This window comes from Nonomuraea deserti (assembly GCF_004348685.1).
Taxonomy (GTDB): domain Bacteria; phylum Actinomycetota; class Actinomycetes; order Streptosporangiales; family Streptosporangiaceae; genus Nonomuraea; species Nonomuraea deserti.
This window is the reverse complement of sequence record NZ_SMKO01000008.1, coordinates 80,773-103,087: the sequence shown is the minus strand read 5'-3', so window position 1 is coordinate 103,087 and position 22,315 is coordinate 80,773. Positions and strand designations below refer to the sequence as shown.

Here is a 22,315-nt window from a genome sequence, read left to right as displayed (position 1 = left end):
GCTCAGTGGTAGACGAGCCTAACAACTGGGGACGATTCGGCCCAGATGATCAGCGTGGCACGCTCAACCTCCTCACCCCCGCCGTGGTGCTCGACGCGCTGCGCAGCGCCACCACGGGCGAGGTGCTGAGCCTGGCCATGCCGATCAGGGGCGCCACCTCCTCGCCCGCGCCCACGACGGTCCCGCACCTGCCCGGCCGCCCGCTGCCGCAGCACTTCATGTCCGTGGACGGCGGCGACTACGCGGCGGGGGCGCGGCCGATCGGGGACGGCCTGCGGGTGGCCGACGACGCGCTGCTCGTGACCCACCACGGCACCACGACCCACATGGACGCGCTGTGCCACATGTGGTCGGGCGACGAGCTCTACAACGGCCACCCCGCGGCCAGGGTGCGCTCCTACGGCGCGACCCGGTGCGGCATCGAGCGGGTGGGCGGGGTGGTCGCCAGGGGCGTGCTGTTCGACGTTCCCCGCCACCTCGGCCTGGACCACCTGCCGGCCGATCACCGGATCACGGCCGACCTGCTGGCGGACATCGCCACCCCGCGGCCGGGGGACGTCGCGGTGATCCGTACGGGCTGGCCCCAGGTGTGGGAACGGTCGCGCGAGGAGTACTGGTCGGGCCAGCCGGGACTGTCGGCCCCGGCGGGCCGGTGGCTGGCCGCGCACGACGTCGCGGCGGTCGCCGCGGACAACGCCGCGATCGGCGGGCTCGACGCGCGCGGGCGCGCCGAGGAAGGCCTCGCCGACGACCTGCACCTCGTTCTCCTCCACCGGCACGGCGTCCACCTGATCGAGCTGCTCTGGCTGGAGGAGCTGGCCGCGGCCGGGCGTACGGAGTTCGTGTTCGTGGCGGCGCCGCTCAGGATCGAGGGCGGCACCGGCAGCCCGCTCACCCCGCTGGCCATCCTGTGATCCGCTGACACGGCTGGAGAGCCGGGAGACGGCCCGGACCGTGGGCCGGCACCCCGCGTCGAGCGTCAGCCCGTGGGCCAGGTCACGGGCAGGCTGGTGACGCCGTACACCGTGGCGTCGTGCTTCAGCGGCACCTCGGTCGCGGGGACGGCCAGCCGCAGCCCCGGGAAGCGCTCGAACAGCGCGCGGTAGCCGATGCGCAGCTCGATCCTGGCCAGTTGCTGCCCGAGACACTGGTGCACGCCGTGGCCGAACGCCAGGTGCCGGATCGAGGCGCCCCGGTCGAAGCGGAGCGTTTCCGGGTCGTCGTGGACGGACGGGTCGCGGTTGACGACGGGGAGGGACACGGCGACGGTCTCGCCCTTCCTGACCAGCTCGCCCGCGACCTCGACGTCCTCCAGCGCCGTACGGAGGGGCGCGCCCAGGTGCAGGATCGACAACCAGCGCAGCAACTCCTCGACGGCATCGTCCGGGACCTCGCCGGGAGGAGCGCCGCGCTCCAGGAGCGCGAACACGCCGAGGGCCAGCATGTTGGCGGTGGTCTCGTGGCCGGCGACGAGCAGGAGCAGGGCGACGTTGGCCAGCTCCTCGTCCGTCAGCTCGGTGACGAGGCCGCTGATCAGGTCGTCGCCGGGCGCCGAGCGCTTGCGCCGTACCTGCTCGTGCAGGTAGGCGGTCAGGTCCGCGACAGCCGCGGGGTCGCCGCCGGGGACGACGAGCTGGGAGCTGCGTTCCTGGAAGAAGTCATGGTCGGCGTACGGGACTCCGAGAAGCTCGCAGATGACCATGGACGGGATCGGCAGCGCGTACGCCGGCACGAGGTCGGCGGGCGGCCCGGCCGCGGCCATGGCGTCGAGAAAGTCGGCGGTGATCTGCTCGATGCGCGGTTCCAGCAGGCGCATCCTGCGCACGGTGAACTGGCCGGTGAGCAGCCGGCGGTAGCGGGTGTGCCGAGGCGGGTCCATGTTGCCGAAGAAGCCCGGCGGGGCCGCCTGGCCGGGCCCGTCGGGACGTGAGGAGTGCGTGACGACGTGCTTGATCTCCTGGCGGGCGCTGAACCTCGGGTCGCCCAGCACGGCGCGGGCCGCGGCGCTGGTGGTGGCCAGCCAGCCGAGGTGGCCGTCGGCGAACTCCAGCCGGCCCATCGCCGGCAGCCCGCGGAGCCCGGCGGGAGGGTCGAAGGGGCGATCCTGGTGACGTTCGATAGGAAGTCTCATGAATATGAGAGTAAACCATCAAATTTGATCGCGCTCGCATATTGTCCGGATCAATGGCCGGGGTAACCTCCGCCGCCGTGCGCGGCGTCCAGGGCGTCATAGTCCGGAGTGGGGCCGCGCTTCGGGATCTCGTCCACGAAGACGACCTCTCGCGGCTTCTTGTACGACGCCAGCAACGCCTGGACGTGCCCGATGAGCTCGTCGCCCGTCGCCGTCCCGCCCGGGTGGAGCGCGACGACGGCCTTGACCGCCTGCTGCCAGACGGGGTCGGGCACCCCGATCACGGCGGCGCCGGCCACCGCGGGATGTGACGCGAGCGCCCGTTCCACCTCGGCGGGGTAGACGTTCTCGGCCCCTGACTTGATCATGCGCAGCTTGGGGCCGATGAAGGTGATGGTGCCGTCGAGTTCGCGGCGGCCGAGGTCGCCGGTGTGGTGCCAGCCGTACGCTGACTTTGCTGCATTTAAGTCAGGCCGGGCGAAATATCCGGAAAAGAGGGTCTTGCCCCGCGCGCAGATCTCCCCCACCTCGCCCACCGGCACCTCGACGCCGTCCGGCGCCAGCAACCGTACCTGGACCAGCGGGTTCGGCCGCCCCGCGAAACCCGCGCCGCCCTCGGCCAGCCCCAGGAACGTGAGCATCCCGCCCACCTCCGTCTGCCCGTACCCGCCCATCTTCGACCGGCACCAGGGCGAACCGTCCACGGTGATCATGTCGTCCCACTCGGCCGAGTGGGTGACGAAGCGCAGGGACGACAGGTCGTACGCGCCGTCCGCGTTCGCCTTCGCGACGGCGTCGATCATCGGCCCGAACAGGAACGCCTGCGTCACCCGCTCGGCGTCGACCAGCCGGCACACCTCCTCGGCGTCGAACGCGGGCGTGAAGACGTTCGTGCCGCCGATCTGCAACGTGGCCAGGCAGAACATCATCGTGCCCACGTGGTAGAGCGGGCCGCTGTTGAGGAAGGTGAAGCCGGGCTCCATCTGCCGGACGACGAGCAGCGAGGTCGCGTGGGCGATGAGCGCGGCGCTGCTGAGCAGGGCGGCGCACGGCCGGCCGCCGAACCCCGCGGTGTAGAGGGCCAGCACCGGCTCGGCGTCCGGCACCTGGGGGAACTCCCGCGGGCTCGCGTCCGCGATGAGCCGCTCGTACTCGTCCCCTGCCCGCACCCACGTCCCCGGGCCTGAGCCGCGCAGCGCGGCCGTCGTGTCCGACGGCTCCCAGACGACGACCGAAGGGGTCAGGTCGGCCAGCACGAACCGCAGCTCGTCCTCCGACTGCCGCCAGTTGGCCGGGCAGCACACCGCGCCCAGGCGCGAGCAGGCCAGCAGCAGCTCCAGCACCGCGTGGGAGTTCCGGCCCAGCCACAACACCCGGTCGCCGCCGCCGACCCCCAGCCCGGCCAGGGCGCCGGCCAGGCGGGTCACGCGGGCGTCGAGCTCCGGGTACGTCAGCCGCGTCGCCCCGTCCACCACCGCGGTGACCCCTGGGCGGCTGCGGGCGTGGTCGGCGAGGACGTCCGACAGGGACAGGCTGTGGATCATGAGAACCTCCGGAAGGCGGGCATCACTTCGGCGGCGAAGAACCGCATGACCCGCTTCATCTCCTCCAGCGGCATCGGCCGGGTGCTGCCGAAGTCGCACAGCAGGTTCGTGAAGCCGGCGTCCCTGAGCAGCGCGATCTGCTCGATCACCCGTGCCGGATCCCCGATGACCTCCAGCTGCTCCCACCGGAAGCCGGCCGACACGGAGCCGCCCTTGAGATAGCGGTCCTGGTAGTACTCGAAGCCCTGCGCGGCGCGGCCCGTCTTCGGGTCGATGGGGGCGCTGCGCTCGTTGAAGATGCGCGAGCGGTCGAACGACGCCTCGAAGCGCTCCTGGTCCGCGCGGGCCTGCTCCAGGGTCGGGGCCACGTACACGCTGCGCGCCACCACCAGCTCGGCGCCGTCCGGGTGGCCGGCCCGCGCGGCCGTCTCCCGCCAGGTCCCGGCCGCCGCGCAGACCTTGCGGAACGTCGCCGCGGGGTCGGCCAGGATGGGCAGCCCGCGCTCGGCGTACATGGTGACGGTCTCGGGCGAGACGGCCGCGACGTGCAGCGGCGGGTGGGGCGTCTGCAGCGGCCTGGGCACGAGCGAGACCTCGGCGCCGGTCCGGTAGAACTTCCCCTCGTGCTGGTACGCCTCCCGCGTCCAGAGCCCGACGATCACCTCGAGCGCCTCGTTGAACCGGTCGCGGGCCTCCGCCAGGTCGATCCCGAACCCCTCGAACTCGACGCTCTGGTATCCGCGCCCGATCCCCAGGTCCAGCCGCCCCCCGGAGAGCACGTCCACCTGCGCGGCCTCCTCGGCCACGTGGATCGGGTCGTGCAGGGGCAGCACCACGATGCCGGTGCCCAGCCGGAGGCGGCTGGTGCGGGCGGCGGCGTGGGCGAGCATGGTGAACAGGTTCGGGACGACGCCGTAGTCGCGGAAGTGGTGCTCGGCCAGCCGTACCCCGTCGAACCCCAGCTCCTCGGCCAGCTCGATGAGCTCCAGGTGGTAGTCGTAGACGTCCTTGAAGCTCTGGCCGTCGAAGCGGTGGAAGAGGTGGAAGGTCGAGAACTTCATGCGGCGGCCCCTCAGCGAATAAACCAAGCGCTCGCTTGGGAGCGTATACGCGAGAGGCCGCCGCAGTCCAGGCCGGGAGCCTCGCGGTCCGCGCCCCGGCGCCGGAACGCCGGTCAGCGGGCGCTGAGTGCTCCTTCCCGCGGTGGGGTGGACGCGGGCGCGGGCCGCAGCACGGGGCGAACACCAGCGGCACGACCACCGCCACGCCCAGCCCGAGCACGGTGTATCCGGCGGCGGCCGCCCCCGGACCGGCGGAGGCGATCTCGGAGAGGTAGACGGCGGCCCAGCCGGCGCCGGCGCCCTCCGCGAACGTGGCGCAGAACCCGACGGCGCCGATGGCCAGGAATCCGCGGGAGGGGAGGACGAGGCGGCGGGGCGCGGCCGCGTGGGCGGACGCCTCGCCGGGCGGCAGGCTCCGCCCGGCCACCGCGCCCAGGGCGATCAGGACGAGGGAGACCGCCGGAAGGTGGATCCTGGCTCGTGGCCGGCCGCGCCCACGTGGCGGGCGTCGACCTGCGGCGTTCGGCCGTCCACGTCACGGTCGCCGACCTCGCGGGCCGGCCGGTCGGCGCGGCTTCGAGAGCGCTCGCCGACCCGCTCGCCGGCGTCGTCGCCGGAGCGGACTGATCGTGCTCGGCGGCGAGCTGGGACAGCAAGGCGGTGACGCGCTGGCGGAACAGGTGGCCGAGCGTCTGCGGGCCATGTCACCGGCGCCCACCGAGATCCGCGCCACCACGGTCAAGGGTGACGCGGTGCTTCACGGAGCCGTGCTCACAGCGCTCGACCGCGCCCGTGACAACGTTTCAGCGCGGTCACGCCAGGGCGCTGACCAGGCCGATCGCCAGCGCCGTCCGCTCGGGGATGTGCTCCACCAGCACGTGCTCGTGCCGCGCGTGCGCCCCGTCGCCGATCGCCCCCATGCCGTCCAGCACCGGGCGCCCGAGCGCCGAGACGAAGTTGCCGTCGCTGGCGCCGCCGACCGCCGCCTCGTCCAGCAGCCACCCGAAGCCGGCCGCCACCTCCTGCGCCTCCTTGAACAGCCGCTGGGAGGCCGGGTTGGGCATCATGGGCGGCCGGTTCCACTCGCCGGTCGACGAGATCGACACCCTCGGGTCCGACGCCCTCAGCCGGGCGAACACCTCGTCGATCCGCTCCATCTCCGCGGGATCGCTCACGCGTACGTCCACGCCGCAGGTCGCCCGCCCGGCCGCGACGTTGCGGCCGGTGCCGCCGCCGATCAGGCCGACGTTGACCGTGGTGCCGCGCTCGGGCGAGCCCGCCGCGGCCAGCGTGGTGACGACCTCGGCCAGCGCGTGGATCGCGCTCGCCCCCGCGTACGGGTCGAGCCCAGCGTGCGCCTCGACCCCCGTGGCGCTCACGTTGAACAGCCCCACGCCCTTGCGCGCGGTCTTGAGCGCGCCGTCCATGGACGCCTCGAACACCAGGGTGGCCAGCGCGTCGACGCCGGCCGCCTCGATGTGCTCGCGCGAGGCCGGGCTGCCGATCTCCTCGTCCCCGTTGAACAGGTAGCGCACGCTCGGGTGCGGCAGGCCCAGCTCCCGAAGCCCGCGCAGCGTCCAGATCGACTGCACGAGCCCCGTCTTCATGTCGAACACGCCGGGCCCCGTGGCCTTGTCGTCCACCACCGCGAACGGCCAGGACCGCAGCGTCCCCGTCGGCCAGACGGTGTCGTAGTGGCAGAGCATGAGCACCGTGCCCGGGGCGGTGCCCTGGTAGGTGAGCTCCAGGATGTCGCCGTGCTGCCCGCCCTCGTGCAGGATCTCGTCGTCGGGTGTCCCGAGCAGCCCGACGGCTCTGGCCCTGATCTCGCGCAGACCCTTGACCAGCATGGCCTTGTCGTAGCTGTGGGTCTCCAGCTCGACCACGGCCTTCAGGTCGTCGAGCATGGCCGGTAGGGCCTGCCGGGTCCAGTCGATGATCAGCACGAAAGTCCTTCCGAGGGCTGCCGGGAAAGGGAAGCGCCGGGCCGGGCGGGGCGCCGGGTCATCGGGTCGCGGGCAGGCCCGGGCTCACCGGGGCCGGCGGCGGGCGTGGCCACGGGCATGCCTCCTTTCCGCATTACGGTCAACCATTACATGGGGTCACGACTCATCATGACAAGTCGAGATTGCCGCTGATTGCCCGCACGCGCCGCGTCCTCAGGCTCATACGGATGGCTCGGGGACCGCCGTGGGCTCGCGCAGCGGCAGCCGTACCTCGAACCAGGTGTCGCCCGGCTTCGAGCGCACCTTGATCTCGCCGCCGTGGCGCCCGGCCACGATCCGGTAGGAGATGTCGAGACCCAGCCCGGTGCCCTCGCCCACGGTCTTCGTGGTGAAGAACGGCTCGAAGATCCGGTCCCTGATCGCCTCGGGCACGCCGGGCCCGGTGTCGCCGACCTCGACGATCGCCTCGTCCTCGTCGTGCGCGGTGCGGATGGTCAGCGTGCCCGACTCGCCCATGGCGTCGAGCGCGTTGTGCATCAGGTTGGTCCACACCTGGTTGAGCTCGCCCGCGTAGCAGGGGATCAGCGGCAGCGTGCGGTCGTAGTCGGTGACCACCGTGACGCCCGGCGCGATCTTGCCGCGGAAGATCGCGACCGTGCTGTCGAGCAGGTCGTGCACGTCGACCATCTGGAACGGCGCCCGGTCCATCTGGGAGTACTGCTTGGCCGAGCGGATCAGCGAGGTGATGCGCTCGGTCGCCTCGGTCACCTCGTTCAACATCTGCGAGATCTCGATCGCGTCGGCCAGCCAGCGCAGCGCGGCCGGGGTGTGCTCCTCGCCCACCTTCCCGCGGACCTTCTGCAGGTCGTCGCTGGAGAACCCGGCGTTGACCAGCGACGGCGCCAGGTCCCACGCGTCCTCGACGCCCGCCTCGTCCAGCTCCTCGCCGAGCGCGTCCTCGGCGTCGGAGATCTCCATCGGCGAGCGCTGCTGCCTGCCCAGGGTTTCGGTGCAGTGCTCCTGGACCTCGACCAGCGTGCGCAGCTTGTCGGGCGCGATGCCGTCCTGGGCGAGCTGGGCGAGCTGCAACCGCGAGGCCCTGAGCAGCGTGCGCAGCTCGCTGACCGCGCGTACGGCCGCCGCGGCCGGGTTGTTCAGCTCGTGGGTGAGCCCGGCCGTGATCGTGCCGAGCGCGGTGAGCCGCTGCCGCCGGTCGATGATCTCCCGCTGCATCCTGCCGCCCGACAGCAGGCCGTCGAGCAGGTGCATCGCCATGGGGAACCACTCGGCCACGATGTAGGCGAACTTCTTGGCCGGCAGCATGAAGATCCGCGAGGGGGCCGTGGCCCGCAGCGTGTGCTGGTAGGTCAGCGGCGCCCGCTCGCCGAGGTAGGCCGAGGTGGCGCCGCCGTAGACGCCGGGCTGCGAGGTGCGGGGCATGGCGACGGTGCCGGCGCTGACCGTCTCGCTGATCATCTGCACCTCGCCCTCGATCAGCACCGCGAAGCACTCCGCCGGCTCTCCCTGCCGCACGATGTCCTCGTCCTGCGCGTACGTCTGCACCGCGCCGCTGCCGGCGAGCTTGGTGAGCTGCTCGTCGGTCAGCCGCTCGAACAGGAAGAGCTTGCGCAGCTCGTCGATGTCGATATTCGTTTGTCGGCTCATCAGGTACCTCCGAGAAAACCCCCGCTCCTCAATCCAAGGCGAGGGAGGAACCGGACCTCTGCGGAGCGGCGCAAAGGAAGTGGGTCCGTCGTCAGGCGGACTTGCAGTATCGAACACGCGCGCAATAACAGGGTGATCCCGCGGTAGAGTGCGGAGCGCGGCGCAGATCGTGAAGCGGGCCTACAAATACCGCTTCTTTCCGAGCCCCGAGCAGGCGGAAGAGCTTGCCCGGACGTTCGGCTGCATCCGCCTCGTCTACAGTAAGGCCCTTGAGCGCGAGTGGGTGGGCGCCTGCGGCGCAGCCCACGACCGGGACGTCAACGCGGCCAGGAACGTGCTCGCCGCCGGGCTGCGGAGAACTGAAACGCCTGTGGAGCTGATGTAAGACCTCAACGAGATTCCTCTCGGGTGGGCGACCGGCGACGAAGCAGCAACCCCCATGGGCGACCGTGGGAACCCCCGTTCGCGAGGGGGAGGATGTCAATGCTTCTCCAGGTAGCGGTGCACGAGCGCGACGGCCATCGCGCCCTCGCCGACGGCGGAGGCCACTCTCTTGATCGATTCGGCGCGTACGTCGCCCGCGGCCAGCACCCCTGGCACGTTCGTCTCCAGGTAGTACGGCTCGCGCCGCAGCGGCCAGTTGCGCGGTCGCCGTCCGCCCTGCACCAGGTCGGGCCCGGTCAGCAAGAACCCCCGCGCGTCCCGCTCGATCGTCTCCCCGAGCCAGGACGTGTACGGCTCGGCGCCGATGAACACGAACAACCACTGGGCGTCGACGACGCGCTCCTCGCCCTTGAACGACAGCGTCAGCCGCTCCAGGTGGTCGCTGCCGCCACCGCCGACGACCTCCGTCTGGAGGTGCACCTCGACGTTGGGCAGCGCGGCGATCTGTTCGATGAGGTAGTGAGACATGGACTTCTCCAGACCATCACTTCTCACCACCAAGTGGACCTTGCTCGCGAATCCCGACAGGTAGACGGCCGCCTGCCCGGCCGAGTTGGCCGCGCCCACGATGTAGACCTCGGTGTCCTTGCACGCCGGGGCCTCGGTCAGGGCCGCGCCGTAGAACACGCCCCGGCTCACGAACTCGTCGAGCCCCGGCGCCTCCAGCCGGCGGTAGGTGACGCCGGTCGCCAGGATCACCGCGTGGGCCGCGATCTCCCCGCCGTCCCTGAACCCGATCACCCGCGCCTGCCCGCGCGGCTCCAGCATGGTCACCTTCCGCGCGGTCAGCAGCTCCGCCCCGAACTTGAGCGCCTGCCTGCGCGCCCGGTCGGCCAGCTGCTGGCCGGAGACGCCGTCGGGGAATCCCAGGTAGTTCTCGATGCGGGAGCTCTGGCCCGCCTGGCCGCCCGACGAGTACGCCTCGACCAGCACCGTGTTGAGCCCCTCCGACGCGCCGTAGACGGCCGCGCCGAGCCCGGCAGGCCCGCCGCCCACCACGATCAGGTCGTAGAAGTCGGTGGCCGGAGTGGTCGACAGCCCCACCGCCGTGGCCAGCTCGGACTGGTCGGGAGACTCCATCGTGGTGCCGTCGGCGGTCACCACCAGCGGCAGGTGGCAGCCCTCGCCGGCCGCGCTCACCAGCTGCGCGCCCTCCGGGTCCTCGGCCAGCATCCACTGGTACGGCACGTGGTTGCGGGCCAGGAAGTCGCGCACCTTGTAGGACTGCGCGGACCACCGGTCGCCCACCACGCGCAGCTCCGACCGCTCGATCCTGTCGGTGCGCAGCCAGGCGTCGAGCTGTCCGTCGATCACCGGGTAGAACTTCTCCTCCGGCGGGTCCCACGGCTTGAGCATGTAGTGGTCGAGGTCGACCACGTTGATCGCCTGGATCGCGGCGTCGGTGTCGGCGTAGGCCGTCAGCAACACCCGGCGCGCGTACGGATACAGGTCCATCGCGGCTTCGAGGAACTGCACGCCGTTCATCTGCGGCATGCGGTAGTCGGCCAGGATGGCCGCCACCTCGACGCCGCGCAGCCGCATCTCCTTGACCGCCTCGATGCCGTCCCTGGCCGCTTCGGCGCGGACGACCCGGTAGTCCTGGCCATAGCGGCGTCTCAGGTCACGGGCGACCGCCCGCGAGACACCCGGGTCGTCGTCCACCGTCACGATGACCGGCTTCTCCATGCGTTACGCCCCTGCCTTATCGCACTCCGTCCCTTAAGGGAAGGATGTCATGTGCTGAGCGGTGCCCGAGCAGGAGCCCGCCGGTCCGCGCAGCGCCGACCGGGGAGCCTTCAAGCAGGCCTCACGCAGGTGCGGGCGTCAGGCGATGACGTGGCTCTCCCCGCCGTCGACCAGCAGCGAGACCCCGTTCACGAACGACGCCCGCTCTCCGGCCAGGAACGCCACCACGTCGCCGACCTCCTCGGCGCGCCCGATGCGGCCGACGGGCACGGACTCGCCCCGCTGCCGCAGCGCCTCGTCGCCGCCCGCCAGCTCCCGCAGCCGCTCGGTCTCGATCGGGCCCGGCATCACGTTGTTGACCAGCACGCCGTCGCGGCCGGCCTCGCGGGCGAGCGTGCGCACGATGCCGGCCACGGCCGAGCGGGTGGCGTTGGACAGCGCCAGGCCGTCGATCGCCTCGCGGGCCGACCTGCTGGTGACCGTGATGATCCGGCCCCACCCGCGGGCCCGCATCTCCGGCAGGACGGCGTGGATGAGGCGTACGGTGCCGAGCAGGTTGCGCTGGATCGCGACGTCCCACTCCTCCAGCCCCACCTCGTCGAACCGGCCGGCCGGCGGGCCGCCCGCGTTGGCCACGAGGATGTCGATCGGTCCGAGCACGTCGCGGGTCTCCTCGACCACCCGCCGGGCGGTCGCCGGGTCCTCCACGTCGGCCAGCACGGCGTGCACGACCTTGCCGTATTCCTGCAGCTCCACCACCGCGTCCGCGAGCCGTTCCGGGCTGCGGGCGCTGACGCAGACGTCGCAGCCTTCGCGCGCGAGGCTCTTGGCCGCGGCGAGCCCGATGCCCGCGCTGCCTCCGGTGACGAGGGCGACCTTGCCCGAGATGCCGAGATCCATCAGAGCCTCCTGAGGGGACCGTCGCCTTCAGGCGATGGGGGGATTGGGAGCGGGAGGGCCGCCAAGGCCCGAGCGTGCAGTGGCAGAACCCCAGACATTGTCGCCACCTCCGGAGAGAAATGAGCTTGTGCTTTCGGGCATCGGTCAGGGCTTGGCCGTCGTCTCCCGCGCGAGCGGGGCGAGAAGCCCCTCCCTTCGGGAAGCGGAGGAGTCACACGCGTGACTATAGGTCGTGCGGGCGCCCGGACCGGTGAGGCCGGGCGTCACATCTTGCGCACGCGTACCAGCTTGTCCGGGTTCAGGACGGTGTAGATGTCCTTGATGCGGCCGTCGTGGATGTGCACCATCACGACCTGATCGCCTTCGTCCGACCGCGTCCAGAGCGCCGGACGGCCGTTGACGTCCAGCAGCCGCACGTACGTGAACGCGTAGCGGGTCACCAGCGCGGACAGGAAGGCCAGCACCTTGCGCCGGCCGGCGACCGGCCGCAGCGCCGCCCTGACCTTGCCGCCGCCGTCGTTCCACGAGACCACGTCCTGGTGGAACAGCTCGGTGAGCGCGTCAAGGTCGCCGTCCTTCGCCGCCTCTATGAACTTCACCAGCAGCCTGGTGTGGTCCTCCGTCGTCGGCTGGAACCTGTCGCGTCCCTGGGCGAGCCGCATGGACGCGCGGTGGTGCATCTGCCTGGCGTTGGCCACGGAGGATTCCACGATCGCGGCGATCTCGTCGTACGGAAGCTCGAACGCCTCCCGCAACACGAACACCGCCCGCTCGGGCGGCGAGAGCCGCTCCATCATGTGCAGGGTGGCGAAAGAGACGGTGTCGCGCAGCTCGGCGGTGTCCAGCGGGCCGGCGTCCGACGTCAGCACCGGCTCCGGCAGCCACGGCCCGGTGTAGGCCTCCCGCTTGGCCCGCGCGGAGCGGAGCTGGTCGAGGGCCAGCCGCGAGACCACGGTCACCAGGAACGCCCGCGGCTCCCTGATCTCGTCGTGGTCGGTGCCCTGCCAGCGCAGCCACGCCTCCTGTACGACGTCCTCGGCGTCCCACATGCTGCCGAGCAGGCGGTAGGCCAGCCCGAGCAGCATGGGGCGGTGTTCCTCGAAGTCCACGGTGGCATCATGCCCTGTCACCGCGGCGGGGTGCGTGCCGGGGCCGCCTGTGAGCCGCGAGCGGACGGCGATCCCCTTGGCCGGCCGCAGGACGTGACAGTTCACGGGTGGAAATGCCGCGGCAAGCATGATGGGCTGGATGGGTGGCGAGAAATCTGATCCTCTCAGGGGGCCTGTTCCACGACTTCGCCGCCACGTCGGAGGCGCTCGCCGGAGTGCTCTCCGAGGTCGGGGTCGAGTCGGAGATCACCGAGGACATCGCGGGCGCGCTGAGCGAGCCGTCGGAGGTCCAGCTCATCACCGTCAACGCGCTGCGCTGGCAGATGGGCCACGACCGTTTCGCCGACCAGCGGGCCGCCTGGGCCTTCTCCTTACCGGCCGAGGCCCGCACCACCCTTCTCGACCACCTCGACCGGGGCGGCGGGCTGCTGTGCATGCACACCGCGTCGATCTGCTTCGACGACTGGCAGGGCTGGCCGCGGGTCCTGGGCGGCTGCTGGAGCTGGCCCAAGTCCCACCATCCCCCGTTGGGGTGGACGGGGGTGCGGGTGCACGGCGGACACCCGGTGGTCGAGGGCCTGCGCGACTTCGACGTGGTGGACGAGGTCTACAGCGACCTCGACGTGCTGCCCGACGTCAGGCCGCTGGCCTCGTCGAACGGCCAGCCCCTCGTGTGGGCGCGGCCGGTCCGGCGTGGCCGGGTCCTCTACGACGCGCTGGGCCACGACACCAGGTCCTACGACAACGAGATCCACCGGACGCTCCTCCAGCGGGCGGCGTTGTGGCTGCTCAAGCGGCCGGTCACGATCCGCGAGTGACGTGTCCGGAACCTACAAGACCACGGGCGGCGATCCGGGCACGATGACGGTATGAACGTGAATCTCTCCGCGATCCCCGGCTTCCTGGCCGGGCACGCGCGTGTCCTTGACCGCCGCCGCTACGACCTGATGACGGGCGAGGGCGACGCCGCCTCCGTGCTGGCCGCCCTCGACGCCTACCGCAATCCCGACGGGGGTTACGGCTGGGGCCTGGAGCCCGACCTGCGCACGCCCGAGAGCCAGCCGGGGGCGGCGCTGCACGCCTTCGCGGTGTTCGGGGACGTCGCCCCGCATACCACGCCGCACGCCGTGGCCCTGTGCGACTGGCTGGACTCGGTGACGTCGCCCGACGGCGGGCTGCCGTTCTCGTTGCCGCTCACGGTCTCCGAGGCCAGCGCTCCCTGGTGGAGGAGCGGCGATCCGGCCGTCTCGTCCCTACAGATCACCTCCGTGACCGCGGCCGCGGCCCACCAGGTCGCCGCGCACGATCCGGCCGTCGCCGCGCATCCGTGGCTGGAGCGGGCCACCCGCTACTGTCTCGACACGATCCAGCAGTTGGAGGGCGTGCCGCACGCGTACGTGCTGCTGTTCTCCGTGCACTTCCTCGACGCCGTCCACGACAGCAGGCCGGAAGCGGCCGGGCTGCTCAAGCGGCTGGGCGGCCACATCCCCGCGGACGGGCGGGTGCCGGTCGAGGGCGGCACCGAGAACGAGGCGCTGCGGCCGCTCGACTTCGCGCCCCTCCCCGGCAGGCCGGTTCGCGGCCTGTTCGAGCCCGAGGTGATCGCCGCCGATCTCGTACGGCTGGCGGGGGAGCAGCAGGACGACGGCGGGTGGGTCGTCGACTTCGCGCGCATCTCGCCCGCCGGGGCGCTCGACTGGCGCGGGGACGTCACGGTCGGCGCCGTGCGGACCCTGCGGGCCAACGGCGTGGTCTAGGGAGCGTGGGGTTCGTCAGAATCCGGAGGGGCGTCCCGGCGCGAGATCGTGGTTCTCGTCACCTTCGAGCGCAGGGCTGAACACGCAGATGAGCCGCATCCCGCCGGCCGAGGTCAGGCGGTGTTCCTCGCCCGGGTCCGGTGCGTACAGCGTGCCTGGGGCGATGGTGAAGAGCCCGCCGGCCGTCTCGACCCGGCCCTCGCCCTCGACGCAGTAGCAGGCTTCGAGATGCCGGTCGTAGCGGAGGAGGGTGGTGGTGCCCGGACGCACGCGGGTGTCGGTGAGCGTGTATCCGCGTCCGTCCGCCGCGACGAGGAGGCGGCGGCTCGTGCCGTTGGTCCAGTCGACGTCCTGCGCGGAGCCCAGCACGTCGTCGAGTGTCCGGATGAGCATCGTGACTCCAGCGCGGTCAGGGCCACACGACACCGCTGCGCACGGTGTCGATGCGGTGGTCGCTCACGTGTCCGTCGAACAGGCGCGTCCCGAGACCGAACGCCTGGGCCAGCGGATCCGCCGGGTCGCGCGCCACCTCTCCGCGCGAGTTGGCGACGCCGCGCACGACGCCGACCAGATCGTGGTGGAGGTAGCGGGCGAGCTCCTGCAACTGCGCGGTGACGCCGACCATCGAGCCCGGGTAGGTCTCCTCGGAGCTCACCACGACGGCCATCCGCTTGCCGACCAGGCGCTGGGTGACCTCCGCGCTGTCGGGGTGGTCGGCTTTGATGTAGCAGAAGAGGCGGTCGATGAAGATCTTCAGCTGTCCGGCGATGCCGTACCAGTAGAGCGGGGTGGCGAGGACGAGCGCGTCTGCCGGAAGGACCTGCCGCCGCAGCAGCGTCTCGTAGCCGTCCCCGATCGAGCATGCTCCGTCGGCCTGCCGGCACGTGCGGCAGTCGCGCAGCGGCGCCGCGACCGCGTCGGTCAGATCGGCGAGCTCGACCTCGTGCCCGCGACTCGCCGCACCCTCGAGGACGGTCTCCGCCAGCATGCGGGAGTTGCCGTCCTTGCGGGGGCTTGCGCTCAGGGCGAGTGCCTTCATGAACCGTGCACCCCTTCCTTTCGACCTTGGTGCCTGGGCTTCCATGGTGCCGCCCGCGAACTGTGAAGACAATCAAATGTTTACGGCCGGTAATGGTAAGTTGATGTGCATGGTTGATCCGGCTCGCCTGAAGGTGCTCGTGGCCCTGCACGAGCAGGGCACGCTCCACGCCGCCGCCTCCACCCTGCACATCTCCCCGTCAGCCGCCTCGCAGCAGCTGGCGACGCTGACCCGCGAGGCGGGGGTGCCGCTCGCCGAGGCCGACGGCCGCAAGCTGCGCCTCACGGACGCCGGCCGCGTGCTCGTCGACCACGCCTATGCCATGCTCGCGCTGCTCGAGCGGGCGATGGGAGAGATCCAGGCCACCGTGAACGGCGAGCTGGGGCGGATCACGGTGGGCTCCTTCCCCTCCACGATCTCGTCGCTGCTCATTCCGGCGGCACTCATGCTCCGCGACAGCCGTCCACGGCTGCAGGTCGACATCCGTGAGGTCACCGCGCCCGACTGCCTCGACCAGCTCGCCGGCGGGGACCTCGACGTGGTAGTCGAGGTGGAGGCCGAAGGAGCGCCCTGCGGCGACGACGCGAGGCACACCAGGGTGGAGCTGGGCACCGACGACTTCGACCTCGCCCTGCCGATCGCGCACCCGTCGGCGGGCGAGCCGGCGATCGCCCTGTCGCTGCTCCGAGGCGAGGAGTGGGTCAGCACCATCGAAGGCGACGCCTGTGACCGCCTGCTGCACCTCGCCTGCGCCTCCGCCGGCTTCCGTCCCAGGGTGCGGCATCGCGTCGGCGACTGGACGGCGATCCTGGCCCTGGTCGAAGCGGGGATGGGCATCGCTTTCATCCCCCGCGCCGCACGGCTGCCCATCCCCGGCGGCGTCGTCACCGTGGCCCCGACCGGGCACGACATCCGGCGGCACATCTACGCGGCGGTCCGGCGGGGGGCGGAGGTCAGGCCGGCGATAGCCGCGTATCTCGCGGCGCTGAAGGCCGTCGCGTCGCCGGCGCGGGGCTATGAGCCGAGGCGGGCGGCCGACTCCGACTCCTGAGCCATCCTGCGCAGCGCGTCGAACGCCCTGCCGTAGAGCACCGTGCCGAGCACCAGGGCCTCCACAGCGGCGTCGCGCGGCCCGTCGAACGGGATCTTGTCCATCTCCACCTCCGACACGAGTTTCCTGGCCGCCTCGACGTAGGGCGCCAGGTCCACGGCCATGTCGAGCTGGCGCATCCTGACCAGGGTCTGGGCCAGCTCGTCCCGGGTGGGGGCGTCGGGTGTGACGTCCCAGCCGAGCTCCTCGACGAGGCGGTCGACCTCGGCGCGGGCCTGCTGCCAGTCCTCGCCTGGCTCGGGCTGGGCACCGGGGCTCAGGGCGTAGTGGGCGATGCCCAGCATCTCGTGAATGGGCAGCGACTCGTCGTCGACGGCGGCGACGACCTTCTTGATGGAGGACACGGAGAGCCTGCCCACGTCGAGCAGGGCGCGGATCAGGCGGAGCCGGCGCAGGTGCGACTCGTCATATTCGGCCCGCGTCGCGGCTGTCTGCACGCCCTGGTGGAGCATGCCTTCGCGCAGGTAGTACTTGATCGTGGGAATGGCCACGCCGCACCTGGCGCTCAGTTCGGAGATGCGCATCGGTAGATAATAGCGCTATCCAGATCGGGCCAGATGGCGGGCCGCGCTGACCAGCTCCTGCACGTCGGCCTGGCGGTTCCAGAGGAAGACGACCTCCAGGGGCGGGACGTCCTCCTTGATAGGGACAAAGGCCAGCGTGTCGGGAATTTTCGTGCCTTCGTGGACACAGAGGGCGTAGCCCACTCCCGCCTCCACCATGTCGATGACCAGGTCGTGCGTGGCCGCCGACGGGCCGAGGCGGGGGTGCAGGCGGTGGCGTACGAACCCTTCGAGGAAACGGCGGGCGCCGGCCACCGCGTCGGACTCCGGCATGACCAGCGGCTCCGACGCCAGGTCCGCCAGCGACAGCGCTCCGGCGGCAGCCAGGGAATGAGTGCGCGGCATCAGCGCGCGCACCGGGAAACGGTGGACGAGCATCCGGGCCACACCCCTCGGCATGGAGCCGGGCGCGTAGCCGAGCCCTGCCTGGAGCGCGCCGTCGGCGATGGAGACGATCTGCTCGGCCGTTCCCATGGGGGCGACGCGCAGGTTGCCGTTCTGGAGCTGGGACAGCAGGCGGGCCACCACGTCGGTCAGCCCGTCGGCCACGCCCAGGCGCGCGACGTGGCCCTTGCTCCTGGCGGCGGTCACGGCCCGCTCGAAGGCGTCGACCGCCACGGTGGCCTGGGCCAGGAACGCCTCGCCCGCCTCGGTGAGCCGCACCCCGCTCCGCGAGCGGCTGAACAGCTCGACGCCGATCTCCTTCTCCAGCGCCCTGAGCTGCTCGGACAGCGTGGGCTGGGAGATGTGCAGTGCGGTGGCGGCCCGGCGCAGGGAGCCCGCGCGCGCGATCGCCAGGGCGTAGCGGACGTAGCGTAGATCCATCGCTCACCTCGGGCGTGATGATGATGGGCTATCGGTTGATCGAACCTCGGTATTACAAGAGGCGATAGCTTCCGTGAAGATACACAGTTATCCGCCGCCGTCGATCTTCCGGTGCTGCGCGGCGATCCGCTGGTCGGGCGGCCGATCCCGCGGTTCGTGCCGGTCCGTGGGCGGGGGCTTCGGACGAGGGACGCGGTTGTTTTGGCTGTCCGTAAATCGGGATGGGGCTCCTTGAGCAAGCGCTTGTCTGAAGTGGGTGCGGCCGGTTAGCGTGATCGGCGAGGCGCCGGTGGCCCGTCCCGGGCCGGCCGCGCGAGGCGGATGGCGCGCCCTGCCGGCCGCGGCGGGACGCCGGAGGAGGGAGCATGCAGCCCTTCGCGAGGCGGGCGGCCGTGGCCGGGATCGGGATGACGGCCCTGACCAGGGAGTCCGGGCGCACCGAGGAGGAGCTCGCGGCCGAGGCGTGCCGGGCGGCCTGCGCGGACGCGGGGATCGGGCCGCGCGAGGTGGACGCGGTGCTCAGCCATCACATGAACGACTCCGCGCCGGTCGTACGGGTGGCCAGGGCGCTCGGGATCGAGCGGCTCGGCTGGCACAACGACATCGCCGGCGGGGGCACGCAGGCGGCGTCGATCCTGGGTGACGCGGCGATGCTGATCCAGGCCGGTCTCGCCAGCAATATCCTGATTTATCGGGCGCTGAACGGGCGTTCCGGCAAGCGCATGAATACCGTCTCCACCGGCACCCCCACGTACGGGCTGGCCGGCCCGATCCCGCTGTTCGCCATGGCCGCCACCCGCTACCTGCACGACACGGGCCTCACCGCCGAGCACCTGCACGCCGTCGTCGCCCAGTCCAGGGAGAACGCCGCGGCCAACCCCCGCGCCCTGCGCCGCGACCCGCTCACCTTCGACGCCTACCTGGCCAGACCGTACGTCTGCACCCCGTTGCGCACGGTCGACTGCTGCCAGGAGACCGACGGGGCGTGCGCGCTGCTGGTCAGCGCCGTGCTCGACGGGCCGCGCGTGCACGCCGTGGTGCGCGGGGGAGGGCCGGGCTGCTCGTCGATGGACCGCGCGCCCGACGTCAGTGCGATCTTCTCCGCGTACGTGGCCCCCATGCTGTGGGACGCCTCCGGCATGCGGCCCGCGGACGTGGACGTGGCGCTGCTGTACGACGCGTACTCGTGGCTCGTGCCCAGGCAGCTGGAGGACTTCGGCTTCGCGGCGCGCGAGGAGCTCGGCACCTACCTGACGGAGCGGCGGCACGCCTGGGTCAACCCGCACGGCGGCCTGCTGTCGGAGGGTTACGTGCACGGGATGAACAACGTCGCCCAGGCCGTCAGGGAACTGCGGGCCGGGCGATCCGTGGCGCTCGTGACGGGGTTCGGCGGAAGCTACGGGAGCGCCGCCCTGCTCGTGAGGTGAAATATCGGCTGAAATGCTGATGGCCCCTTCGACATGTACGGGGTGTTCAGATCCCCCGAGCTCCGAGGAGGCGGACCATGGGATCCGCCCGTGGATGACGACCGGAAAAGCCGGTTCGAGGCCGTCTACAAGGAAACCTACGAACGCATACTCGGCTATGCCGTACGCCGCTGCGACTCTCCCGAGGACGCGGCGGACGTGGTCGCCGAGACCTTCGCCATCGTATGGCGCCGGATCGACGCCCTGCCGCCCGGCGAGCAGGCCCCGCTCTGGCTGTACGGAGTGGCCAGGAACGTGCTGGCCAACCACCGCCGTGGCCAGGCCAGACACCGGCACGGGAACGCGGAGCTCGACACCGAGATCGCCGACCTCTACGGCCACTCGCCCGAGAGCGGCGTCGAGCTCAGCACGATCGCGCGGGCCTTGCGCGAACTGCCCGACGACGACCGCGAGCTGATCTCGCTCGTCGCCTGGGAGGGCCTCGACCACGGGGAGATCGCCGAAGTCCTCGGCTGCTCGCGCAACGCCGTACGCATCCGGCTCTACCGGGCGCGCAAGCGCCTGTCCAAGGCGCTGGCCGGTGCCGGCGTCTCCGTCGCCGGCGTCGTCATGGAGTCGCTGTGACCTCTCCCCGTACGTACTTCAGCGAAAGGGACGGATCGATGAACGATCTGCAGCAGCTCGCCCGGATCCGCGACGAGAACCTGCGAGGACAGGCCTCCGGCGCGGGGGCGCGGACGCTCCTCACCTCGATCACCGGGGAAGCCCTCGAAATCGTCACGAGCGACGCGACGGTTGTTCCCCCCACCAGGGGCGGCCTGTTCCGCAGCCGAACCCGCCGCCTGGCCGCAGGCGGCGTGGCCGTCGCGGGCCTCGCCGCCGCCGCCGTCATCGGTCCGGCCGTCGTCGGGGGTACCGCCACCTCCTACGCCAGCTCCGCCATCGACATCGAACTGCGCGGCGACCAGTACGTCGCCACCATCAAGGACCCACTCGCCGAGTACGCCGAGTACACCAAGGGGTTCAAGGCAGTGGGCCTGGACGTGCGGCTGCAGCTCGTGCCCTCATCGCCGTCCCAGGTGGGCAAGGTCACGGGCTGGCGCACGCACGGCCATCCCAAGGTCAGCCATCCTAACCAGCTCCCCTTCGGTTCGGGCAGTGCGCCGGCGGGCTGCACGCTCGGGCAGGACGGCTGCGCGATGACCGTCATCGTGGAAAGCGACTTCACCGGTGGCGCCGTCGTCAAACTCGGCCGACCGGCCCGGCCGGGGGAGAAGTACCAGAACCGGGGATCGGCGACGGCCGAGGGCGAGATGCTCGAAGGCTACGATCCCGCCGAGAAGACCGTGGGAGAGGTACGTGCCGAAGCCCGCGATCGCGGCCTGAAGACGGCGTTCCAGGTCATCACCCCCTCACCCGACTACACCGGCTACCGGATCGAACCGGAGCGGCGGCGGGCCAAGGTCGGCGACGACTGGATCGTCTGGAGGGCGGAATCAGAGCAGGCCGGGGTGCTGCGCCTGCTCGTGACCCGCGAACGCCTGCCGAGAAACCCCACCGCACCCGCCTGACCGGACTCCGGAGCCACACCTACCGTTGACGGAGTTGTATCGGCAGTTGTTCAACCCGCACAGGCCCACACGTCCCAGCCGGGAGCGCCGGACCCGACGTGGACCGGGGACGGCGCCCGACGAGGACGTGAACGGGGAGGCGCGCCTGACCGGGATGTGAACGGGGGTGTCGCCTGAACCGGCTGTGCGGCGGGGATGGCGCGCAACCAGGGTGTGGGAGTGGCGTGGACAACCGGGACGCGTGAACGGGAGCGACGGGCTCAACCGGGCCGGGTGAAACGGTGATGGAGCTCATCGGACGCCCGCGGTCCCAGGAGGGGCCGTGCGGCCAGCCACGCCGCCGCCCCCGCCGGATCCCCCGCCGTGACCGCACCCTCCAGAAGGCCCCGTACGGCATCGCGTACGGGGCCTTCCGCCGTGAGCACACCACCGGCGAGCACGAGGGGCAGGCCCGGCTCGTGCACCCGGGAGGCGGAGTTCGCCAGCCTGGACGCGGCCTCGGCCACGATGGACACCGCCACCGGATCGCCCCCCATGGCCGCCTCGCTCACCAGCGGCGCCAGCTTGGCAAGCGCGAGGGGCGGCCGAGCATGCACCGCGGCGGCCAGCCGCGCCCCCGGGTCACCACCTGGGCCATCCGGCAGCAGCCGCCGCAGAACCATCTTCACCAACAACCCCGAACCAGCCCAGCCACCGCACCGCCCACCCCCACCCGCTCCGCGGACGCCGGCTTCGTTCTCACCCGCTCCGCGGACGCCCGCCTCGCGGTCGCCACCTTCGCCACACACCGACCTGCAGCCGTCCGCCTCGGAGTCGCCTGGCTCGCGGCCGCCGCCCGTCTCGTTGCGACCCGGCTCTGGGCGGTGCGCCGTGCCGTTCGGCTCGTGGTCGCGTACCAGATCAACGCCCGACCTGGTGGGGGAGGGGCGCGGGGTGGTGAGGGCGCGGATGGTGGCGCGGGCGGCGGCGCGGCCGATCCAGAAGGCCGAGCCCTCGTCGCCGAGCAGCCAGCCGTACCCGTCGGCGGTGCCGGCGGGAGCGTGGTCGACGATCTTGGCTGCGATCGCCCCCGTCCCGGAGATGAGCACGGTGCCCGACGGTGAGGGGGTGCCGGCGGCGAAGGCGGTCACGATGTCCCCCATCACCCGTACCGGCGTGGCTCCGGGAACGCCCGGCTCGCCGGTGAGATGCGCCCCGGGCAGGAGGGCGCAGAAGACGCGCTCGGCCAGCGTCGCGCAGAGCGCGGGGTTGCCGGCCAAGCCCACGACCACGCCGACGACCGTGCCCGCGCCCGTGCCCGGGAGTTGCGCCGAGCCGGGCTCCAGGGCAGCGCGTACGGCGGCGGTGAGGTTGGCGGCGGCGGTGTCCATGCCGAGTGCCCCCGGATTGGCGCCGCCCGCCTGCCCGCGGCCCACCAGCGTGCCGTCCAGCGTGAACAGCGCGGCCCGTGACGAGGTGCCGCCGGCGTCGACGCCCAGAACCAGGTGCATGTCAAAAATTATTGCCGAAACACCTTGACGGCACCAGGTGTTGAGC

At 71.7% G+C, this 22,315-nt stretch carries 21 protein-coding genes and 1 pseudogene; 9 read left to right on the top strand and 13 right to left on the bottom strand.

What is annotated here, in order from left to right; translation table 11 throughout:
• Nucleotides 1-5: 5 nt before the first annotated feature.
• Nucleotides 6-914 (top strand): cyclase family protein, encoded by a 909-nt coding sequence (locus E1292_RS05695; RefSeq protein WP_132592695.1) that lies wholly within the window; start codon nt 6-8, stop codon nt 912-914.
• Between the two features lie 65 nt (nt 915-979).
• Here the strand turns inward: E1292_RS05695 and E1292_RS05690 are convergent, their stop codons facing one another.
• Genes E1292_RS05690 through E1292_RS05680 form a run of 3 tightly spaced genes read right to left on the bottom strand, consistent with a single transcriptional unit; the run spans nt 980 to nt 4,736 of the window.
• Nucleotides 980-2,131: a cytochrome P450 gene (locus E1292_RS05690; protein ID WP_132592693.1), complete on the bottom strand. Its 1,152-nt coding sequence runs from the start codon at nt 2,129-2,131 to the stop codon at nt 980-982.
• Nucleotides 2,132-2,181: 50 nt separating this feature from the next.
• Nucleotides 2,182-3,675, bottom strand: coding sequence for an AMP-binding protein (locus E1292_RS05685; RefSeq protein ID WP_132592691.1), 1,494 nt, complete (start codon nt 3,673-3,675; stop codon nt 2,182-2,184).
• Nucleotides 3,672-4,736: an LLM class flavin-dependent oxidoreductase gene (locus E1292_RS05680; RefSeq protein ID WP_132592689.1), complete on the bottom strand. Its 1,065-nt coding sequence runs from the start codon at nt 4,734-4,736 to the stop codon at nt 3,672-3,674. The genes E1292_RS05685 and E1292_RS05680 overlap by 4 nt, the downstream gene beginning before the upstream one ends.
• 480 nt (nt 4,737-5,216) lie before the next feature.
• On the opposite strand from E1292_RS05680, the gene E1292_RS50925 reads away from it, so the two are divergent.
• Entirely contained in the window at nt 5,217-5,363 is a 147-nt protein-coding gene (locus E1292_RS50925; RefSeq protein ID WP_165974399.1) for a hypothetical protein, read from the top strand.
• Between the two features lie 185 nt (nt 5,364-5,548).
• Here E1292_RS50925 and E1292_RS05675 read toward each other — a convergent pair whose 3' ends face one another.
• Complete coding sequence (locus E1292_RS05675; protein ID WP_246089949.1) at nt 5,549-6,682, bottom strand: M20 family metallopeptidase; 1,134 nt, start codon at nt 6,680-6,682, stop codon at nt 5,549-5,551.
• Between the two features lie 219 nt (nt 6,683-6,901).
• Nucleotides 6,902-8,347, bottom strand: coding sequence for an ATP-binding protein (locus E1292_RS05670; protein ID WP_132592687.1), 1,446 nt, complete (start codon nt 8,345-8,347; stop codon nt 6,902-6,904).
• Nucleotides 8,348-8,516: 169 nt separating this feature from the next.
• Between E1292_RS05670 and E1292_RS56070 the strand changes: the two are divergent.
• Nucleotides 8,517-8,621: pseudogene (locus E1292_RS56070) on the top strand (helix-turn-helix domain-containing protein); the annotation flags it as partial.
• Nucleotides 8,622-8,827: 206 nt separating this feature from the next.
• Here E1292_RS56070 and E1292_RS05660 read toward each other — a convergent pair.
• The 3 genes from E1292_RS05660 to E1292_RS05650 all read right to left on the bottom strand — a co-directional run bounded on the left by E1292_RS05660 (nt 8,828) and on the right by E1292_RS05650 (nt 12,486).
• A complete protein-coding gene (locus E1292_RS05660; RefSeq protein ID WP_132592685.1) occupies nt 8,828-10,477 on the bottom strand; it encodes an NAD(P)/FAD-dependent oxidoreductase in 1,650 nt (549 codons plus the stop codon).
• A gap of 138 nt (nt 10,478-10,615) precedes the next feature.
• Nucleotides 10,616-11,377 carry an SDR family NAD(P)-dependent oxidoreductase gene (locus E1292_RS05655; protein WP_132592683.1) on the bottom strand — a complete coding sequence of 254 codons (762 nt, stop codon included), beginning with the start codon at nt 11,375-11,377 and terminating at the stop codon, nt 10,616-10,618.
• Between the two features lie 263 nt (nt 11,378-11,640).
• Nucleotides 11,641-12,486, bottom strand: coding sequence for an RNA polymerase sigma-70 factor (locus E1292_RS05650; protein WP_246089948.1), 846 nt, complete (start codon nt 12,484-12,486; stop codon nt 11,641-11,643).
• 143 nt (nt 12,487-12,629) lie between these two features.
• Between E1292_RS05650 and E1292_RS05645 the strand changes: the two genes are divergently transcribed.
• Nucleotides 12,630-13,304, top strand: coding sequence for a ThuA domain-containing protein (locus E1292_RS05645; protein WP_132592679.1), 675 nt, complete (start codon nt 12,630-12,632; stop codon nt 13,302-13,304).
• A gap of 51 nt (nt 13,305-13,355) precedes the next feature.
• Nucleotides 13,356-14,243, top strand: coding sequence for a hypothetical protein (locus E1292_RS05640; RefSeq protein ID WP_132592677.1), 888 nt, complete (start codon nt 13,356-13,358; stop codon nt 14,241-14,243).
• A gap of 15 nt (nt 14,244-14,258) precedes the next feature.
• On the opposite strand, the gene E1292_RS05635 is transcribed toward E1292_RS05640, so the two are convergent.
• A complete protein-coding gene (locus E1292_RS05635) occupies nt 14,259-14,636 on the bottom strand; it encodes an ectoine synthase (RefSeq protein WP_132592675.1) in 378 nt (125 codons plus the stop codon).
• Between the two features lie 16 nt (nt 14,637-14,652).
• Complete coding sequence (locus tag E1292_RS05630; RefSeq protein WP_132592673.1) at nt 14,653-15,282, bottom strand: flavodoxin family protein; 630 nt, start codon at nt 15,280-15,282, stop codon at nt 14,653-14,655.
• A 109-nt stretch (nt 15,283-15,391) separates the two neighbouring features.
• On the opposite strand from E1292_RS05630, the gene E1292_RS05625 reads away from it, so the two are divergent.
• Complete coding sequence (locus tag E1292_RS05625) at nt 15,392-16,333, top strand: LysR family transcriptional regulator (protein ID WP_165974398.1); 942 nt, start codon at nt 15,392-15,394, stop codon at nt 16,331-16,333.
• Here E1292_RS05625 and E1292_RS05620 read toward each other — a convergent pair.
• Together E1292_RS05620 and E1292_RS05615 are read right to left on the bottom strand one after the other, a co-directional pair.
• Entirely contained in the window at nt 16,297-16,917 is a 621-nt protein-coding gene (locus E1292_RS05620) for a MerR family transcriptional regulator (RefSeq protein ID WP_132592669.1), read from the bottom strand. The genes E1292_RS05625 and E1292_RS05620 overlap by 37 nt on opposite strands.
• Before the next feature lie 15 nt (nt 16,918-16,932).
• A complete protein-coding gene (locus tag E1292_RS05615; RefSeq protein ID WP_132592667.1) occupies nt 16,933-17,781 on the bottom strand; it encodes a LysR family transcriptional regulator in 849 nt (282 codons plus the stop codon).
• Nucleotides 17,782-18,146: 365 nt separating this feature from the next.
• On the opposite strand from E1292_RS05615, the gene E1292_RS05610 reads away from it, so the two are divergent.
• The 3 genes from E1292_RS05610 (at nt 18,147) to E1292_RS05600 (ending at nt 20,779) form a co-directional block, all read left to right on the top strand.
• Nucleotides 18,147-19,208 (top strand): thiolase C-terminal domain-containing protein, encoded by a 1,062-nt coding sequence (locus E1292_RS05610; protein ID WP_132592665.1) that lies wholly within the window; start codon nt 18,147-18,149, stop codon nt 19,206-19,208.
• A gap of 90 nt (nt 19,209-19,298) precedes the next feature.
• The gene (locus tag E1292_RS05605; protein WP_132592663.1) at nt 19,299-19,832 is read left to right on the top strand and encodes an RNA polymerase sigma factor; all 534 of its coding nucleotides are present in this window, start codon (nt 19,299-19,301) and stop codon (nt 19,830-19,832) included.
• 38 nt (nt 19,833-19,870) lie between these two features.
• Nucleotides 19,871-20,779: a hypothetical protein gene (locus E1292_RS05600; protein WP_132592661.1), complete on the top strand. Its 909-nt coding sequence runs from the start codon at nt 19,871-19,873 to the stop codon at nt 20,777-20,779.
• A 260-nt stretch (nt 20,780-21,039) separates the two neighbouring features.
• Here E1292_RS05600 and E1292_RS05595 read toward each other — a convergent pair whose 3' ends face one another.
• Nucleotides 21,040-22,269 (bottom strand): N-acetylglucosamine kinase, encoded by a 1,230-nt coding sequence (locus tag E1292_RS05595; protein WP_165974397.1) that lies wholly within the window; start codon nt 22,267-22,269, stop codon nt 21,040-21,042.
• Nucleotides 22,270-22,315 lie beyond the last annotated feature (46 nt).

Coding starts and splice junctions, on each gene's coding strand:
- E1292_RS05655 (WP_132592683.1), bottom strand. CDS start 11,377: ATGGATCTCGGCATCTCGGGCAAGGTCGCCCTCGTCACCGGAGGCAGC.
- E1292_RS05610 (WP_132592665.1), top strand. CDS start 18,147: ATGCAGCCCTTCGCGAGGCGGGCGGCCGTGGCCGGGATCGGGATGACG.
- E1292_RS05600 (WP_132592661.1), top strand. CDS start 19,871: ATGAACGATCTGCAGCAGCTCGCCCGGATCCGCGACGAGAACCTGCGA.
- E1292_RS05620 (WP_132592669.1), bottom strand. CDS start 16,917: ATGCGCATCTCCGAACTGAGCGCCAGGTGCGGCGTGGCCATTCCCACG.
- E1292_RS05615 (WP_132592667.1), bottom strand. CDS start 17,781: ATGGATCTACGCTACGTCCGCTACGCCCTGGCGATCGCGCGCGCGGGC.
- E1292_RS05635 (WP_132592675.1), bottom strand. CDS start 14,636: ATGCTCATCCGGACACTCGACGACGTGCTGGGCTCCGCGCAGGACGTC.
- E1292_RS05625 (WP_165974398.1), top strand. CDS start 15,392: ATGGTTGATCCGGCTCGCCTGAAGGTGCTCGTGGCCCTGCACGAGCAG.
- E1292_RS05680 (WP_132592689.1), bottom strand. CDS start 4,736: ATGAAGTTCTCGACCTTCCACCTCTTCCACCGCTTCGACGGCCAGAGC.
- E1292_RS05660 (WP_132592685.1), bottom strand. CDS start 10,477: ATGGAGAAGCCGGTCATCGTGACGGTGGACGACGACCCGGGTGTCTCG.
- E1292_RS05640 (WP_132592677.1), top strand. CDS start 13,356: ATGAACGTGAATCTCTCCGCGATCCCCGGCTTCCTGGCCGGGCACGCG.
- E1292_RS05595 (WP_165974397.1), bottom strand. CDS start 22,269: ATGCACCTGGTTCTGGGCGTCGACGCCGGCGGCACCTCGTCACGGGCC.
- E1292_RS05630 (WP_132592673.1), bottom strand. CDS start 15,282: ATGAAGGCACTCGCCCTGAGCGCAAGCCCCCGCAAGGACGGCAACTCC.
- E1292_RS05685 (WP_132592691.1), bottom strand. CDS start 3,675: ATGATCCACAGCCTGTCCCTGTCGGACGTCCTCGCCGACCACGCCCGC.
- E1292_RS05670 (WP_132592687.1), bottom strand. CDS start 8,347: ATGAGCCGACAAACGAATATCGACATCGACGAGCTGCGCAAGCTCTTC.
- E1292_RS05690 (WP_132592693.1), bottom strand. CDS start 2,131: ATGAGACTTCCTATCGAACGTCACCAGGATCGCCCCTTCGACCCTCCC.